Source organism: Streptomyces nanhaiensis, assembly GCF_046614825.1.
Classification (GTDB): domain Bacteria; phylum Actinomycetota; class Actinomycetes; order Streptomycetales; family Streptomycetaceae; genus Streptomyces; species Streptomyces radiopugnans.
In genome coordinates, this window is record NZ_JBKJFM010000003.1 from 60,905 (window position 1) to 77,107 (window position 16,203).

The following is a 16,203-nucleotide window of genomic DNA, read 5'->3' on the forward strand; positions in this document are numbered from 1 at the left end:
GGGACACCTCCGCTCGCGCGGAGAGGACATGGGCGGACTCGCCCCGGGCACGTCGTACACCGGGACACCTCCGCTCGCGCGGAGAGGACGTGTGCTCGGCGGCCCGGGTCATGCCCTCGTCCGGGACACCTCCGCTCGCGCGGAGAGGACGTAGCCGACGACGACATCGCGCGGGGGTCGGCCGGGACACCTCCGCTCGCGCGGAGAGGACACTTCCTGACCTGCGGCGTTAGAAGCGCTTTGCCGTCTCTTGACTTTCTCTGCGGAAGGCGATCAGGGTCAGGCCGTCGAAGTCGAGTGGTTCCCTGCGGCGGGTGCCGGCGGTGCGGAGTGAGAACCCCTGTTCGTTGTCGGCGGGGTAGGCCAGGACGGCCATGCCGTCGCCGGCGCAGGCGGCGACCGAGTCCCATAGCTCGTCGCGGACCCGGGCGGAGACGGTGCCTACGTACAGCTCCGGCGTGACTTCCAGCAGCCAGCGGGTCAGGGCGCCTCTGAGGTGGTCGGGGACCGCGGTCGCGGAGATGACGATCATCGAGGACAAGGCCGGTGCCCTCCCGGAGCGTCTGTCATGAGGCCATCCCGTGGTTGGTGCCGCCGGGGATGGCTCCGGCTACCGGGTCCCAGAGGTCCACGAGCTGTTCTTCGGGGTCGGGGATGTCGTACTCGGTGTCAGGGTCAAGGAGACGTTGGATGTCGGCGACGATGCGCGGCAGGAGCTTGAACAGGCGCAGGCCGTCACGGAAGGACCGGCGGGCTTCGGCTTCGGGATTGGTGGAGGCGTGGAGGGAGAAGGCCAGGGGGATGGTCAGTTCGGCCTTGTAGAGGTCGGCGATGTCGTAGACGAAGGCTTGCTGGTTGCCGCTGTGGACGTAACCGAGGGCCGGCGAGCAGCCCAGGGCGAGGATCGCGGCGTGGACGATGCCGTACAGGCAGGTGTTGGCCGAGGACAGCGCCAGGTTGACGGGATCCTGGGAGTCCCAGGATGCGGGGTCGTAGGCGCGGCGGAAGCGGCCGATCTTGTACTGCTGGGCGAGGAGCCGGTAGTGGGCTTTGACGCGCTGGCCTTCCATGCCGCGGAGTTGAGCGAGGGTGGTGCCGGGCGGGACGGTTGCGGTGCCGAAGCGTTTCTCGTACATCGCGGTGGCTATGGCCAGGCGCCGGGTGTCGTCGGCCCAGGCGCGGGTTTGGCGTTCCAGCCAGGTGGTGGTGAGGGAGTCGGGCAGGGCTGCGGCGTAGCAGCGCACCCCGCCGGAGCCGGTGATGACGACGGTGGTGCCGTGCCGGGCGAGGGTGGCCAGGGCGCGGGCGGTGATGGAGGTGCCGGGGCCCAGGAGGACGCAGCTGAGGGCGGCGGTGGGCAAGTAGACGGTTTCGGTGCCGCGGTGCTCGGTGGTGACTTCGGCGCAGACGCCGGTGTCGTCCTGCTGGATGCGGACGATGTCCAGGTAGAGGAAGGACAGGGAGTCGGCGATGCGGGGCAGCATGGCGACGGTGGGGGCGGCGAGTCTGCGGCGGGCGTCGGCGGGGGCACGCTGGGCGCGGGGCGGGGGAGTGGTGGATGTCATGCGACCTCCCTGGCGGGAGCGATGCTGAGCAGGCCGCAGCCGTAGGGTTTGCCGCGGCCGATGCCGTCGATGATCTTCGCGCGGAGTTGGTCGGGGTCGGTGATGGCGGCGGTGCCGTCGAAGCGGGTGCGGGCGTGGCGGACGCGCTGTTGGGCGGCCGCCCCGTGGGTGCCGCGCCGGCCGTGGACGGTGTCCAGCGGCTGGGAGTGGAGACTGAGCGGTTTCAGGCCTGCGGTGTCGGTCTGGCGCAACCACCAATCGTCGGCCGCGGGGCCGGTGAGGGGGACGACGGCGGGCAGGTTGTACAGGGCCCGGGTGGTGGCGCCGGGTTTGCGGACGGCATTGGCCACGCACCGGTAGCGGATGGTCAGTCCGGGGCGCAGGGCGTCCAGGAGGGGGTCCAGGGGGCGGGTGAGGGCGGTAGTGCTGTAGCCGGCGGGGAGGCGGTCCAGGTCGGGCTCGTGGTTGCTCTGCAGCAGCAGGTGGAGGCCGGCGGGGGTGTCCTCGGTGCGGAACAGGACGCCGAAGCGGGCGCGCGGGTCGGGGCCGGCACCGTCGGGAAAGAGGGACATCAGACGGCGGTGCAGGTGGATGGCCGCGTCGGTGCCGGTGGTGTCGCGGCGGGCCTCGCGTGAGCGCGGGTCGGGGACGATGCGGGTGAGCCAGACGGTCACCGGTGGCTCCTCCCTTCGGGACGGGGCAGGTGGGCGTTGAGGTAGGTGTGGAGCCGGGCGAGGTGGCCGGTGCCCAGGCCGGCGTACTGGGTGTCGGGCAGGTGGAGTGTGCGCCGGTACAGGGGGCGGGCCCGGTGGGTGCGGCGGCGCGGGTGGAAGGAGATCGGTTCGTCGTTGACCTCGCCGGCGGGGTGGGTGCCGTCCTGGCCGTCGGCGGTGGTGAGGTGCTCCGGCACGGGGAGGCGGTCCAGGGGCCGGTCGGAGAGGAACTCGGTGTCGTGCCCTTCCCGGGGTGGCCGGTGGGCGGCCAGGGGCAGGTGGAGCAGGTGGTGCAGGGCGTTGTCGCTCTCGCCGAGCAGGAGGGGTCCCTCGGGCGGGCAGGAGCGGCGTCCCAGGAACAGGGGCCAGTGCGGGGTGCGCAGGGCTTGGGCGCAGCGGGCCAGGGTGTCGGTGTCGCCGGGGCCGGTGGCGGTGAGGGCGACGGTGAAGGCGGCGTCGGCGAGATAGGCGCGGTGAGTGAGCAGGGTGGCGGTGTCACCGCTGCGTTTCTTGCCTTCGGCCGTGGTGACGGTGGCTTTGGCGGGCAGGCCGCCGCCGACGGTGTGCAGGTCGCGCAGGAGGACACCGGGCCGGTCGGTGCGCACGGTCAGCGACAGGCGGGCCAGGTCGTCGATGGGCTCGTTCCGGTGCCGTCCCAGGGCGGCGGCCAGCAGGCCGATGAGGCCGGAGCGGGTGGGGAAGCCCGCGGTGTCGCGGTCGTTGAAGTGGCTGTGTTCTCCCCAGGACTGCAGCGGTCCGGTCAGGCGCAGCAGCAGGCCGGGCTCGGGGGCTGGTGCGGCCGGGCTGGTCATGCGGTGGCCTCGGCGTCGTTGCGGGCCAGAGCGGCGTCCAGGGCGTCGGCGATCAGGGCGTCGAAGGAGCCGTGCTGCCGGCCGAGGCCGGTCAGGTCCTTGGCCTCCAGACCCGCCCAGCCGGAGGTGAGGATGCGGCCGGTGCCCAGGAGGGTGTTCGCGGCCTGCGCGTAGGTGTCCAGTCGCTCGGCGGAACGGGCGGCGAAGCCGCCTGCGGTGTCGGCGCGGACGGGCTCTTCGAAAGCGGCCGCGTAGGACAGGGGACGGTCGGAGCGCACCGCGATGTGGACGAGGCCGGGGATGGTGTGCGCGGCGGTGGAGTTCTTCTTGGCCTGGGGCAGGGACTCGATGAACGCGGCCAGGAACGCGGCGACCAGGTTGCGGGCCGCCTGCGGCTCGTCGCCGATGTTGTGGGCCAGATCGCGCAGGTCGATGGTGGCGTAGCGGTAGAAGGTGCCGGCGCTGAACTCGGCGTGGCCCATGTGGCCGCTGCCGGTCGCATCACCCCAGGCGTCGGTGATGTCGTCGACGGCGGAGAAGTAGTCGAGTTCGACGTCGGTGGCGTGGGTGGTCAGGGCGTGGGCGACCTGCACGGCGCCGTCGACGCCGGCGTCGTCGACCTCGGCGAGCATCCGGCCGAAGAGGTTGATGACGCCGTTGCGGGAGCGGAGCACCGCTTCGATCCGGTCGGTGGGCAGGACGCTTTTGTCGGCGGGCTTCTTGATGTCCTTGGCGGCCTCCAGCTTGTCGCGGTGCTGCTCGGCGAGGTCTGCCAGCTCGGTGACCGCGATCTCGGGCACGTAGACCATGGCGTTGGTGAGGACCTTGTTGGGGACGGTCTGCTTGGGGTCGTCGGGGTTCTTGGCCAGCTCGAACTTGATGCTGCTGCCGGCCGCGATGTGCCCGCCGGCCCGCTGGGCGAGCTCGCCGGGCCAGCCGCGCCCTTCCAGTTCGCGGGTGACGCGCTCACCGATGCGGCGGGTGCGCAGCGCCGCCTCGCCGATCTTCTCCTGGAACAGGGTGCGCGTGGCGCGCTTCCAGGACTGGCTGCTGACCCGGGTGCGCAGGGTGTTGCCGTACTGGACGGTCTTGACGGAGTTGGTGTCGTCCCGGTTGAGGTTGGAGAAGGGGACGGACTGCAGGGCGTGGATGTCGATGAAGCGGGCCGGGGCGGTCATGACGGATGGGTCTCCTTCGTGTGGTGGTGCGGGGTGTGAGGCGTGGTGGGGCCGCGAGGGGGCTTTATGGCAGCAGTCCGGATTCCTGCAGCTCCTGCCGGTCGTCTTCCTCGGCCTTGTTGCGTTCGTCCCGGGCGCGCGCTCGGTAGTAGTCCTGCAGCCAGCGGCGGGAGATCTGCCCGGAGTGGACGGGCCAGGCGATCAGGTCGTCCAGCAGCTGGGCCCAGTCGACGGGCACGCCGACCTCGCGCAGGTAGCGAATGGTGGCGGGCAGGTGCCGGTGGAGGCCGTTGACGCTCTGCCGGGTCAGGAGGTTGAGGCGGGCCTCCGCGGTGGACTCGCGCATCTCCCTCTCCCGGCCCGGCCCTTGGGTGACCGCGGTCGCCAGGGCCGTGCCGAGGCTGGCGCCGTAACGGTCTCCACGAGACGCGCTTGTCCGGCGCGACGCGGTCTCTTCCGGGCTGCTCGGCTCGCTGCCAGGGCTGGGGCTGTCGACCGGGCCGGCGTCCTGCTCGGTGTCCGGCTCGACGGCGACGGCGGTGGTGGTGTAGCTGCTGCGAGGCTGATCGGCGATCATCGCGGCCACCGTGTAGTACGCCCGCTGTTCGGTGTCGGGTACGTACCGGTCCTGCGGCAGCCAGCGGGTGATCAGGCGGTGCATGCGCGGTACCTCATCGAGGCCGCGGCGGATGCCGCTGCGCAGCGCGGTGCGGGCCCCGGGATCGCCGGCGCACAGCTGCTCGATCCACGTGGTGTAGGCCAGGCGCTGCGTGCGCCGGGCAGTGGCCGGGGCGCCGGGTGGTGACTCGTCAGTGGCCATGAGCGGGTTCTCCGTCCGATCGTGGTGCCGGTGGAAAAGAGATGCGGCCCGGGGAAGGGCTGCGGGCAGGTCAGGGGGTCTTCTTCTTTTTGCGGCGGCCGCCGTACAGCTCCAGACGGGCGGTGGACACCGCCTTCGCACCGCGCAGCGTGCGGGTGACCGACGCGGTCACGGCATCGAACGCCTGCTCGGCCAGGCGCAGGAACGCCGCACGGGTGGCTGCGGGGTCGAAGCCGACGTCGAGGCTCTGCCCGGTGCGGTCCAGGGCCCGGAACCGCGCCCAGAACTCGGCTTCGGCCTGCGGCCAGTACCGGGCACCCGCCTCGGCCTCCCAGGTCTCCGCGTCGGCTTTCGCGTCGTCCATGTACGTCGTCCAGGCCCGCCGCACCGCCCGCTCCAGGCGGTAGCCGTACATCTCACCGAGCTGCCGCATCCGCGCCACCGCCGGCGCGGTCCTGGGGGCGAGGTCCTCGATGTAGCCGAGGACCGGCGGGGTGGAGCCGTCGACGAACTGGGTGTCCTTGGCCTGCCCTTCCTGCTCGAAGCCCAGTGCCCGCACCCGCAGGTCCTCGGACACCTCATACGCGGTGTCGAACACTTTGGGCTGCTGGGGCTGGGAGGCGCCGGCCGGGTGGTTCATCAGCAGGGCGTCCAGGTCGCGCCACAGCGCGCGGCGGGAGTCGGCCGGGCGGGGATAGCGGTTGCCCTGCTGGCTGATCTGCCAGATCAGATAGTTGTCGTCCCTGGGGATGCGGCCGGTGCGGTAGGCCCAGGTGATGAAGGCTTCCCGCACCAACCCCGGGTCGCGCTCGTCCGGCACCAGCAGCACAGCGTGCTGGGAGCAGGCGGTCAGACGCGAGCACGGCCCCGAGGGGACCGGGGGAGCGGCGTCGGGGTCGGGCAGGTCGTCCCACTCCCACGGGCACCGGTCCTCGGTACGCCGCACGGTGGTCTCCGGCGGGGTCAGGCCGGCCAGCAGCGTCTCCAGCAGCGTGTTCCCTTCGGGGTGGTAGGACAGCGCGGTCCGCAGCGGGCCGGCTGTCGCGCTCGCCGTCTTGGCCCCGTTGACCTCGCGGGCCGAACAGCGCCCCGAGGGGCCGTAGTAGTGCCACACCAGCAGGTTCAACACCGCCTCCGGCGCGGTGGGAAGGTCCGGGGCCGCGTCGCTGCCGTGCCGGAACCAGGCGTGGTTGTTGCCTGCGGGCCGGGTCACGATCAGCTTGTTCACCCCGGCGGTGTTGCCCGCATCGCACTGCGCCGCCAGGCGTGGATCCTGCATCCACGGGCGTCCGCCGTCGGGGGCGTAGAGGAAGAACCGGTCGCGGTACCGGGCGAGATAGGAATCGATGCCCGCCGGAGGCAGGTGCCCGTCCTCGAGGATCTGCTGTCGGCGCTCCCCCCAGTCCCCGGGACCGGCCTCGTCCAGACCGGTCACCCGGGCGGTCAGCGCGTACAGGATCCGCAGCAGCGCCGAATGGGCGGGCGGCACGGGCACCGCCAGGCCGGTGATGTCGGCGCTGCGCTCCAGTACCTCCCGCAGCCCGACCCGGCCGGGCAGTTCACCGTCTGCGGGCCGGGGCGCATCCGGTCTCCAGCGCACGGGGATCCAAGGTTCGTCGAGCAGGTTGTAGGCGTGGGTGGGCATCAAGCTCCTGTCAGTGGGCCAGAATGAGGTGGGATCCCCGCACCGGAAGCGGGGGTGATCCGCCTGTCGCCTACGGCGATGAGCCGGGATCGTCCCCTCGTGCCCGCGCAGGCGGGCGTAGACCACCGGCGGTCGCGCCCTGCGCAGTAGCCCCCCGGCAGGGACTCGACCTTGGTGGCGACTCAACGTAGCAAGCCTGTAGCCGAAGGCGACTAAGGTTTGACAAAGTCGGCTCAGGCTGCTTCCAGACCGACCTCGCTGATCGTGATCGTCCGGTCCCCGTGGCGGCAGCTCCAGGTGCCCTCGCCGCCCGGTTGCATGCGCAGCACCACCAGATCCCGCAGCAGGGGCTGCTTGTCCCAGCCCGCCGGGGCGGGCAGACCGTCGGGGCCGTGACGCAGCCACTTCCCCGGCACCGGGGCGACATGGTTCATGATCTGCGCAAGCTCCTCCCGGCCCAGGCCCCGCCTGCCGCCGGCGGGAAGCGGCAGCTTCCCCGAGGCGTCCAGCGTGAGGGTTCCGTCGGGCTGCTCGTACAGGCACAGCACCCGCCCGCTGTCCGCGCCCAGCCGCGTGGTGAGCAACTCCTCACCGACCCCGACCTCCCGGCGGGAGAGCTGGTGGAGGTCGCCGGCCACATCGGCCGGCGCGCAGATGCCCACCATGCCGGCCAGATGTTCCTCGGCCGCCTCTTCCGCGTGCCGCTGGGCATCCATGCGCCGCACCTCCCGCTCGGCCGCGCCGTCCAGCCCGTCGACGAAGTCCTCCGCGTACACCGCGTCGATCAGGCGCTGGACATCACCGGGCACCGCGACCCCGGCCTCCACCCGGGCGCGCAGCAGATGAGCGGTACGGTGCAGCAGCCCGGCGTCGTAGACCGTGCCCCAACTGCGCGGCGCCTCCGTACCGCCCCGTGCGCCGACCGGCTCCAGCACCACCAGCCGCGGCCGCTCCTCCGGCAGTGCCCACCCAGGGCGCCCCGCCTTTCCCCGCAGATGGCGGCGGCACCGGCCGGCGCGCTGCAGAAGCTGTGCCAGAGGAGCCAGATCACTGACCACCACGTCGAAGTCCAGGTCCAGGGACTGCTCAACCACCTGCGTGGCCACCAGGATCGACGCCGGCCGCGGCCGCGCCACGTCCTCCGGCGTGCGAGGCTTGCCGTACGCCTCCTCGCACTCGGCGGTGATCCGCTGCCGAACGGTCGCCGGATACCGCGAGTGCAGCAACCGCAGCCCGCCCCGGCTCCCGGCCAGCTCGGGGAACGCCTTCCGAAGATCACGGAAGGTCTGCTGGGCCTCGGCCACCGTCGTACAGCACACCAGCGCCGTGCCGCCCTCCTCCGCCACCGGCCGCAGCGCCTCCCGCAGCGCCTGTCGGCGCCCGCCGGCCCGCACGGCCGCCCCCACACCGTCCTCGGTATCCCACACGACCGGACGGACAGCCACCTCCACGGTGCGGCCACGCTCACTGCCGACCGCGCGGGGAGCCACAACCTCCCCCGAGGCCGCGTCGGTGAACAACCACCCCGGATAGCAGGGCTCCACAGCCGACGGCTCGGTGAACCCGGCACCCCGCCGGTAGGCGTTCACCAGGGAACCCGCAGTACGGCCCGTCAGCGTCGCCGACAGCAAGACCACCGGGACGCCGAACGCCCCCAGCCACTCCAGCAGACGCGTCAGGAGCTTGTGCATCCACGGCCCGTACGCATGGGCCTCGTCGACGACGAAGACCTTCTCCGACAGAGCGGACAGCCGCAACGCGTTGTGCGTGAGAGGGAGCACGGCACCGAGCACCTGGTCGATCGTGCCCGCCCCCAGCGGAGCCAGCAGCCCGCGCTTGGCCCCTCGCAGCCAGGCACCGGCCTCGGTGGCTGTGGCCTTCTCCGCACTCACCTCCATGCCCCCAGGCTGCGCAGCATCGTGCTCGCGCTGGCTGTAGACCGGGCTGAGCCACGCCATGGAATGCAGCAACGTCAGCGCCCGCTCGCCGCTCAGCGCTTTGCCGGCGAACGCCTTCACCCGCGGGAACATCGCATCGGCGGTCGCCATGGTCGGCAACGCGAAGTACAGACCGCGGGCGTCAGCGGCCCGCCCGAGCACCGACGCGGCGAACAACGCGGCCTCGGTCTTGCCGTCCCCGGTCGGCGCGGTCACCAGTAACAGTCCCGGCCCCCGCTCCGCGACCAGCTCTGGCAGCCTCTCGACCAGATCCTGCTGGAGCGGATTCGGCGTGAACGGGAACATGGCACCGAACTCCTCGGCCACGAACCGGGCCCGCCCCAGCTGCGCCGCGTTCACCAGGCCCGAGGCCGCATTCCGCGTACGCGCCCAGTGGACATCGAGATCCTCAGGCGTGCCCTGCCAGCCGCCGGGAGGCAGCAGCGGCTCGATCGCATCCGTCTGACTGGCCAACCAGTCCGCGACCACGACCAAACCGGCGACCACTACAGCCAGCTCAGCAGGCAGCCCCCTCTTGGGCACCGCCTCAGCGCCAGTGATCCGCCGCAGCTCGGTGAAGTGAACCCGGCGCTGCTCGGCCCAGCCCTCTTCCCCCAGCCCCGGCCGGTACACACTCGCAAGAGCCAGCTCCTTCGACTTCAACACCGTGCCGAAACAGCCGTGATGCCCGCCCAGCAGCTGGGCGACCTGGTGGCTGACAGCCTTCCGCAGCAGCCGGCGCTCACCGGGATACCCGATCTCCTCCAAGAGCTGAGCCAGCGCCCAGTGCGTCGCTGCCTCATGCCGGAACGCCCGGTCACGCTCCGCCCCCGGCGCGAACCGGTAGGAGGAGTCGCCTCGCACAGCCGCGAAAGCCTCCGGCACCTGAGCCTGGAACGGTGGCGTGATCTTCCCCAGATCGTGCAGTCCCGCCCAGAACGCCAGGACCGCTCGCGACTCGTCCACTGTGAGGCCCAAGGCCAGGGCTATCCGCTCCCGTACCTGCTCGCCTAGCAGCACGTCCCAAAGAGCCTGGAAGACAGCGGCCGTATCCAGCAGATGGCACACCACCGGATAGGGCCTCGGCAGACCCCTCTCCTTCCCCCACATGCGGGGATCCAAGAGCGGCGCCACCTGAGTTGAGGGATCGGGCTTCATCACGAAGGCAGAGATAGCAGCCGCCACTGACAATCGCCCCAAACCTCAGGCCAGACAACGCTGTTCAGCACGATCGGCCCGTACACTCCCTGCCATGCCACGGCGGTATGCGACAGACCAGCTGCACACCTCAGCGACCCGAGTCAACATTAAAGAAAAAGCAAAGCCCCGATGAAGGGCCAGGTCAGGAAGTGTCCTCTCCGCGCGAGCGGAGGTGAGCCGCCGAACAGTCCATGTTCTGGCACAGCCACGGCGTCCTCTCCGCGCGAGCGGAGGTGAGCCGTCCGTGTCGCTGCGCCCGTGGATCGCGGAAGTGTCCTCTCCGCGCGAGCGGAGGTGAGCCGGACGGGCTAGGCATGACCGGCGAGGCGGAGCGGTCCTCTCCGCGCGAGCGGAGGTGAGCCGTACCGGGCGCGCGTGCTGAGCGTGCCCCCGGCGTCCTCTCCGCGCGAGCGGAGGTGAGCCGGTCCCGATCAGCCAGTGGGTGATGGACCGGTGGTCCTCTCCGCGCGAGCGGAGGTGAGCCGGTCCCGATCAGCCAGTGGGTGATGGACCGGTGGTCCTCTCCGCGCGAGCGGAGGTGAGCCGACTGCCGACGCCACCGCCTACAGCCCCGTGCAGTCCTCTCCGCGCGAGCGGAGGTGAGCCGATCTCCTGATGATCCGGATCATCGATATCAGGGTCCTCTCCGCGCGAGCGGAGGTGAGCCGCCGTGCTTGCGCCCGAGCTTGGTGAGCGATGTGTCCTCTCCGCGCGAGCGGGGGTGACCCGTGACCCCCCGCCGGCCGCGCCGGTTACGCGGCCTGCTCCCCGCGCGAGCGGGGGTGACCCGCGCACCCGCGCCCGCGCCCTGCGCCTGGTCGGCTGCTCCCCGCGCGAGCGGGGGTGACCCGGCGAGCATCTCCGCCTCCGAGGCGGGGAAACTCTGCTCCCCGCGCGAGCGGGGGTGACCCGTCCAACTCCCGATGGCGGGAGAGCCGGACGCCCTGCTCCCCGCGCGAGCGGGGGTGACCCGTTCGACCCGCCCCGGCCCGGGCTCGGCTGGCTCTGCTCCCCGCGCGAGCGGGGGTGACCCGTGGCCGTGACGACAGAGGGTCCGGTAGGCGCCCTGCTCCCCGCGCGAGCGGGGGTGACCCGCGGAACGGGGTCGTGACGCTGCGCTGCAGCTACTGCTCCCCGCGCGAGCGGGGGTGACCCGGTGGAGTACGCCGACGGCTCCGCGGTGCTCACCTGCTCCCCGCGCGAGCGGGGGTGACCCGGAGGTCATGCGCGAGCTGGTGCGCATCGTCCCCTGCTCCCCGCGCAAGCGGGGGCATCTCTCCATGTGAGAGGAGCAGAATCCTCTGGTCCTGCTCCGGGCCAAGGGCTGTAGCTGTCAAGACAGCCAGGCGTCCATGGCCGCAGTACCTTTGCTGCCTGCCTGGGGCATGAAATGGGCGTAGTGATCGAGTGTGATCTTGGGTGAGGCGTGACCGAGCCACTCGGACAGGCTCACGACGGATTCGCCCGCTTCGAGCTGCACGCTGGCGTATGTGTGTCGGAGGACGTGGAACATGTCCTCACGGGACAGTTCGAACACAGGATATCTGCGGATGCGGCCTCCGTACGTCTCGGTCTTCTGGCCTGTGGTCTTGAGCGCACCCGCCGCCGCCAGGGCCGGCTTCCAGCTTCGCTCGTTCCACGTCCGGTAGTTGATCCGGTTGCCCTGGGCGGTGCTCAGCACCAGACGGACGGTGACGGGCTTGCGCTGGCGTGCCTCCAGCGGACTCGTCGGTTCCTCGGGGTTGCGCCACGGCAGCGTGCACTCGACCGGCGGAAACCGGTGTATGTGCTCGCGGGCGCGGGACGCGAGTCCGGGGGAGAGGGGGACGTCGCGGGTCTTCCCGCCCTTCGGCAGGGAGAAGTACGGCCGTCCCTTCGAATCCCACCGGAGTTGGCGCCGCACACGGATGGCCTCGGCTTCGAAGTCGATGTCCTCCTCGCCGAGACCGAAAGCCTCTCCCTGCCGTAGACCTGCGCCGAGGCCGAGGTCCACCGCGAAGCGGTAGCGCTCCTGGAGATTCTCGCGCACCGCGTCGACGGTGACGCGAGGCCATGCCTTGGCCTTCTTCTTGACCCTTTTGGGCGGCTTGACGGTGCGGTGGGCCTTGCAGGGATTCTTGAGTAGGCGCTTGTCGTCGACCGCGGCATTGAGGACGGTCGAGAGATGTACCCAGATCACCTCGGCGGTGGAGTCCTCGACACGTGCCAGGAGCTCGGCCTTGAAGGACCGCAGAGCCGATGCGTCGATGTCCCGGAGCCGGAGCGGCCCCAGAAGCGGGATGATGTGGTTCCGGATTCGACTGTGCATGGGGCCCGCCGTCGAGGGCTCGTCCGTACGGCTCGGCCACCAGTGTTCCTCGATGTAGTCGGCGAGTGTGATCTCACCGTCGCGCGGGTCGACGAACTCTCCTCGCCCGATGTCCGCCTGTGCTGAGGCCAGCCACCGTTTCGCGTCCTCGCTGGTGTGGAAGGAGCGGTCCTGAACGCCGGGTATTCCCTTGACGCGGTACCGCATGCCCTTGCCCCACAAGGCGGTGCGTTCGCGTTTGCCGGTCTTCATGTCCGGCCTCTTTCTGAGCCACCGGTCTTCTATGTAACCCGCCATCTCATCCCTTGGGCCGGTGTGCGCCGAGCACAGCGGCCTGAGTTGTCATCTCGGTTCCAGGTGTGGTCTCGCCTCCGTCAGGAGTGCGATGTGAAAGCCGGCCGAACGGAATCGCTACCGGACCCCTCGCCCAGCGCGTCGCCGTACCTTCCGGCTCAGCGGGTCCAGCGCGGGATTGGAGCGGGAGTCGGCCTGCTCCTGCGCGGCCACCCAGTCGTTGAGCGCAGACACCCGGTACATGACGCGGCGACCCATGCGAAAGCTCGGCGGGCCCTGTCGGCGGTGCCGCCATACGTACAGCGTGTTGGGGGATATGCCGAGATACTCGGCCGCCTTCGGCAGAGTGAGGAAGGCGGCCCCGTGGCTGGTCAGGACCTCGTCGCTCACAACAGCTCCCGTCTGGACGGTTGACATGCATGACGAGGATCCGGAAAGAGAGCGGCTTGGTGAGGACGTGGAAATGTGATATTCGGCCGGTGGATTTTTTTGCCGGTCAAGAGGTGGCCCGGTGAGGCCGGTCAGCCGGCGGCGCCGGGGCGGTAGGCGTCGCGGTCCTGCTGGAGGCGTCACAGGTCCTGCACCGGTCCGGGCCGGTTGATCAGTTCGTGGAAGGTGCCGATCTGCACGACGTGACCACTGTCCATGACGACCACGCGGTCTGCGATGTCTGCTCCGCGGCCGGTTCGTCGGCCTTGCCGCCGTCGTGCAGCCTGCCGCCGGCCTCAGTCACGCTTCTCCTCCGCAACGGTCGGAAAGGCGGTGCTTGTCTCGTGGCTCGGCGATCCAGGGCTCCGGCCTGGCACCCGTGCCGTCCGGGCGGGACGCAGCGCCCTGGCCCCGAGCTCTGACGCTGCTGCCGAAGAGGCGGCCTTTGCGCTCCGGGGGACCGGCTCCGCGTCGTGCCCGGCGCGGAGCCAGACGGTCAAGTGGCGTGTTGCCGGGACGGTGGGTTCGGACTGGAATCCGTAGGCGGCGAAGAAGGCACACAGCTCGTCCGGGGTCATGCGGTGGTGGAAGCGCTGGTTGCCGTGCCCGCGGCCGTGGTGCAGGTTCTCGGTGATCACGATGCGTACGGCGGCCAGCACCTCGCCCAGGGCGGTGTGCGGTTCGGGGAGGTGGTCGAGGGTGTCGATGATCCACAGGGTGTCCGCACCGTGCGGCGGGACGAGTCGGCCGGGCTCGACGGTGCGTACGTATACGCCGTCGCGGGCGGCTCGCCAGTGCAGGAAGTCGGTGGAGGGCGAGGAGTAGTCGCAGGCGAGGACGGTGAAGCCCGCGTGGAGGAGGCCGAGGGTGTCGGCTCCGATCCCGCACCCGTAGTCGATGACGCCGGCGGCCCGGAGCCGTCGCAGGACGGGGAGGGCCTGGGCCAGGTAGGGCGGGCGGTTGCCGCTGGCGGTCCAGATGGTCGAGTTGTAGAGGTAGTCGGTGCTGGCGCGGAAGAAGTCGGCCCGCTGCCGGGGCGTGGTGGGAGCGGCGGCGTCCCAGGCGGCGGCCAGGGCCTTGGATGAGTCGTGGAAGGGCACGAAGTCCTCGCCGAGGAAGTCGCGCAGCGCGCGCCCGAGGTCGGTGTCCAGCGCGCGGTGCCACCGGTAGGCGTTCCAGGCGGACCAGCAGCCGGGGCAGGCGTCGAGGTGGGACCGGAGCCGGGCGGCAGCGTCGGCGGGCAGCTGGTGCACGCAGAACGGCCGGAACAGCTGGCGGGTCTCCAGGCATGCGGACGAGTTCACGGTGTGGACATCCATCACGGGACGGCTCTCTCAGGGGGCGGGACGACGAGGACCGGCGGGGTGCCGGTGAGGGTGAGGACGGGCATGCCCGCGGCGCGGGCGGCGGCGATGCCGTCGTGGGCGTCGTCGACCGCGAGGCATGCGGCGGGCGGGAGGGCGAGTTCGGCGGCGGCTCGGAGGAAGACCTCGGGGGCGGGCTTGCCGCGGGAGGTCTCGTCGGCCGTGACCACGGCGGCGAACATGTGCTCCAGGTCCAGCGCCCGCAGCCCCGTGGTGACCAGGCGCCGGGAGGCGCTGGAGGCGATGGCGCACGGCAGGCCGGCGGCACGCGCCTGGTGCAGCAGTGCGAGGGTGGCGGGGACGGGCTGCAGGTGGCCTGAGCGCAGGTGCTCCAGAAGCAGGCGGGCGCTGGCCGCCCGGACGCGGTCGGCCGGGACCGGTACGGGCAGTCGGTCGAGGAGATCGAGGACCGGCCGTCCGGACCGGGCACGGTAGAAGTCCTCGTCCAGTAAGACGCCGAAGGGAGCCAGTGCCTGGGACAGGGCGCGGTAGCGGGCCTGGTGGGTGTCGGCGAGGGTGCCGTCCCAGTCCAGGACGAGCGCGCCGACCCCGTGGAGTGCCGAGTCGGGACGGAGGCGGCGCCTCGGGGCGGGGGAGGGGTGAGAAGTGGCCGGAACACCCCTGCGGAGATGGCCGGTTGTGGGAGAGTCGGGCGGTGCGGCCGCGTCCGCGGCCGTGTCGTGCCGCCGCCCATGGGATCCGGATATGACCATCAAGCACCCCACTGCGTCTGTTTTCCCGTTCGCCCTGGTGGACGGCCGATGGCGGCTGGGCATGATCGAGCACCCGCGGCTGGGCTGGTGGATGGTGCCCGGCGGCCACGTCGAGGCCGGTGAGACACCGGACCAGGGCGCGCTGCGGGAGCTGGTGGAGGAGTCCGGGTTCACCGGACGGCTTCTGCCCGCGCCGGGACCGGAGCTGCCAGCGGGGTACCCGCATCCGGCGGCGGCCGCGCCGTGGTGGACGGTGGAGATCCCCGCGGCGCGCGACAACCACCACGGCGAGCCGCACGTGCACATCGAGCACCTGTACGTCGCGGTCGTCGACGCGCCGGAGGTCCCGGTGGGCGAGGCGGTCCATCCCTTCCGGTGGACGGCGGAGGAGGAGCTGGCCGAGCTCCACGCCCCCGAGGACACGAAGATCGTGGGCAAGGAGCTGTTCGGCCGGATCGGGGAGCTGGCGCGGCTCACGAGCTGACCTGCTCGTCCGCGTCCGAGGCACCGCGGGGCCGGGGCACGGCCGCGGCCCCGGCCGCCCTCCGGGCGGCGGCCCGGTCGATCCACTGCGCCATGAGGGCTGCGGCCTCGCCGGGCGCCAGGAGGCGCCGGTCCAGGACGCGGATGCGGTCGTCGCCGTCGGCGAGCTCGCGGAAGAGTTCCTCGGCGCGCCGGTGCAGGGTGCGCTCCTCGGGCGTGAAGGTCCTGCCGTCGCGCTGCTCGGCCCGGGCGAGGGCGGCATCGAGGTCGTCGGTGACGAGGACGGTCGTATCCGGCAGGGGACGCCACCGGGCGCCCAGGCCCAGCAGGCGCCGGGCGGTGGGCAGGGGATCGGCCGGCTCCAGGATGAGCGACTGGTAGACGGCGGTGGAGTGCAGGCTGCGCCCCTCCACCACGGTGGCGCCGTCGAGCAGGTGGGGGAGCGCGGACTCGTAGTCGTGGGTCTTGACGGCCAGGAGCAGCAGCGTCTCGCTGCGGGGGGCGCCGCCGCGCAGGAAGTGGTCTCCGACGGCGGCCCGGGCCATGGCGCGCAGGATCTGCTGGGACAGGCCCGGGGTTCCGGTGGCGCGCATCCGGGCGGAGAACTCGGCGATGGTGCGGCTGGGGCGGGTGAGCCGGGGCCGGGCGCGCTGCAGGAGGTAGTCCTTGCCGACACCGTTGACGCCTTCGATGCTGACGAGCAGGCCGGGGCGGGAGCCGGTCGGGTGCATCAGGGACCTTC

At 71.6% G+C, this 16,203-nt stretch carries 14 protein-coding genes and 1 CRISPR repeat array (1 of these 15 running past the window's edge); of the genes, 1 reads left to right on the forward strand and 13 read right to left on the reverse strand.

Translation table 11 applies throughout. The annotated features are described in order from the left end of the window. Positions 1 to 211: direct repeats of the CRISPR family, unit length 29 nt; unit sequence CGGGACACCTCCGCTCGCGCGGAGAGGAC (it extends 976 nt beyond the left edge of the window). A gap of 18 nt (positions 212 to 229) precedes the next feature. From cas2e to ACLIYP_RS01835, 12 genes are all read right to left on the reverse strand, one after another. Next, positions 230 to 541, reverse strand: a complete 312-nt coding sequence (cas2e, locus tag ACLIYP_RS01780) for a type I-E CRISPR-associated endoribonuclease Cas2e (protein ID WP_279951735.1) — start codon at positions 539 to 541, stop codon at positions 230 to 232. 25 nt (positions 542 to 566) lie between these two features. After that, a complete protein-coding gene (gene cas1e, locus ACLIYP_RS01785) occupies positions 567 to 1,565 on the reverse strand; it encodes a type I-E CRISPR-associated endonuclease Cas1e (RefSeq protein WP_412711360.1) in 999 nt (332 codons plus the stop codon). Next, positions 1,562 to 2,239: a type I-E CRISPR-associated protein Cas6/Cse3/CasE gene (gene cas6e, locus ACLIYP_RS01790; protein ID WP_279951737.1), complete on the reverse strand. Its 678-nt coding sequence runs from the start codon at positions 2,237 to 2,239 to the stop codon at positions 1,562 to 1,564. Before cas6e ends, cas1e begins: the two co-directional genes overlap by 4 nt. Then, the gene (gene cas5e / locus ACLIYP_RS01795; RefSeq protein WP_412711361.1) at positions 2,236 to 3,090 is read right to left on the reverse strand and encodes a type I-E CRISPR-associated protein Cas5/CasD; all 855 of its coding nucleotides are present in this window, start codon (positions 3,088 to 3,090) and stop codon (positions 2,236 to 2,238) included. The genes cas6e and cas5e overlap by 4 nt, the downstream gene beginning before the upstream one ends. Beyond that, positions 3,087 to 4,268, reverse strand: coding sequence for a type I-E CRISPR-associated protein Cas7/Cse4/CasC (cas7e, locus tag ACLIYP_RS01800; protein ID WP_279951739.1), 1,182 nt, complete (start codon positions 4,266 to 4,268; stop codon positions 3,087 to 3,089). The genes cas5e and cas7e overlap by 4 nt, the downstream gene beginning before the upstream one ends. Positions 4,269 to 4,332: 64 nt before the next feature. Further along, positions 4,333 to 5,088, reverse strand: a complete 756-nt coding sequence (gene casB / locus ACLIYP_RS01805; protein WP_279951740.1) for a type I-E CRISPR-associated protein Cse2/CasB — start codon at positions 5,086 to 5,088, stop codon at positions 4,333 to 4,335. 70 nt (positions 5,089 to 5,158) lie between these two features. Further along, the gene (gene casA / locus ACLIYP_RS01810; RefSeq protein ID WP_412711362.1) at positions 5,159 to 6,733 is read right to left on the reverse strand and encodes a type I-E CRISPR-associated protein Cse1/CasA; all 1,575 of its coding nucleotides are present in this window, start codon (positions 6,731 to 6,733) and stop codon (positions 5,159 to 5,161) included. 233 nt (positions 6,734 to 6,966) lie between these two features. Beyond that, entirely contained in the window at positions 6,967 to 9,828 is a 2,862-nt protein-coding gene (locus tag ACLIYP_RS01815; protein WP_412711423.1) for a CRISPR-associated endonuclease Cas3'', read from the reverse strand. Positions 9,829 to 11,203: 1,375 nt separating this feature from the next. Then, positions 11,204 to 12,475 (reverse strand): tyrosine-type recombinase/integrase, encoded by a 1,272-nt coding sequence (locus ACLIYP_RS01820; RefSeq protein WP_412711363.1) that lies wholly within the window; start codon positions 12,473 to 12,475, stop codon positions 11,204 to 11,206. A 114-nt stretch (positions 12,476 to 12,589) separates the two neighbouring features. Beyond that, on the reverse strand, positions 12,590 to 12,889 hold the full coding sequence (locus ACLIYP_RS01825; RefSeq protein ID WP_412711364.1) for a helix-turn-helix transcriptional regulator: 300 nt from the start codon (positions 12,887 to 12,889) through the stop codon (positions 12,590 to 12,592). 308 nt (positions 12,890 to 13,197) lie between these two features. Continuing rightward, positions 13,198 to 14,205 (reverse strand): methyltransferase domain-containing protein, encoded by a 1,008-nt coding sequence (locus ACLIYP_RS01830; protein WP_412711365.1) that lies wholly within the window; start codon positions 14,203 to 14,205, stop codon positions 13,198 to 13,200. A gap of 14 nt (positions 14,206 to 14,219) precedes the next feature. After that, on the reverse strand, positions 14,220 to 14,978 hold the full coding sequence (locus ACLIYP_RS01835) for an HAD family hydrolase (RefSeq protein WP_412711366.1): 759 nt from the start codon (positions 14,976 to 14,978) through the stop codon (positions 14,220 to 14,222). On the opposite strand from ACLIYP_RS01835, the gene ACLIYP_RS01840 reads away from it, so the two are divergent. Further along, positions 14,971 to 15,462, forward strand: a complete 492-nt coding sequence (locus ACLIYP_RS01840; protein ID WP_412711367.1) for an NUDIX domain-containing protein — start codon at positions 14,971 to 14,973, stop codon at positions 15,460 to 15,462. The genes ACLIYP_RS01835 and ACLIYP_RS01840 overlap by 8 nt on opposite strands. On the opposite strand, the gene ACLIYP_RS01845 is transcribed toward ACLIYP_RS01840, so the two are convergent. Then, positions 15,452 to 16,192 (reverse strand): nucleoside/nucleotide kinase family protein, encoded by a 741-nt coding sequence (locus ACLIYP_RS01845; RefSeq protein WP_412711368.1) that lies wholly within the window; start codon positions 16,190 to 16,192, stop codon positions 15,452 to 15,454. The genes ACLIYP_RS01840 and ACLIYP_RS01845 overlap by 11 nt on opposite strands. Between the last annotated feature and the right edge of the window lie 11 nt (positions 16,193 to 16,203).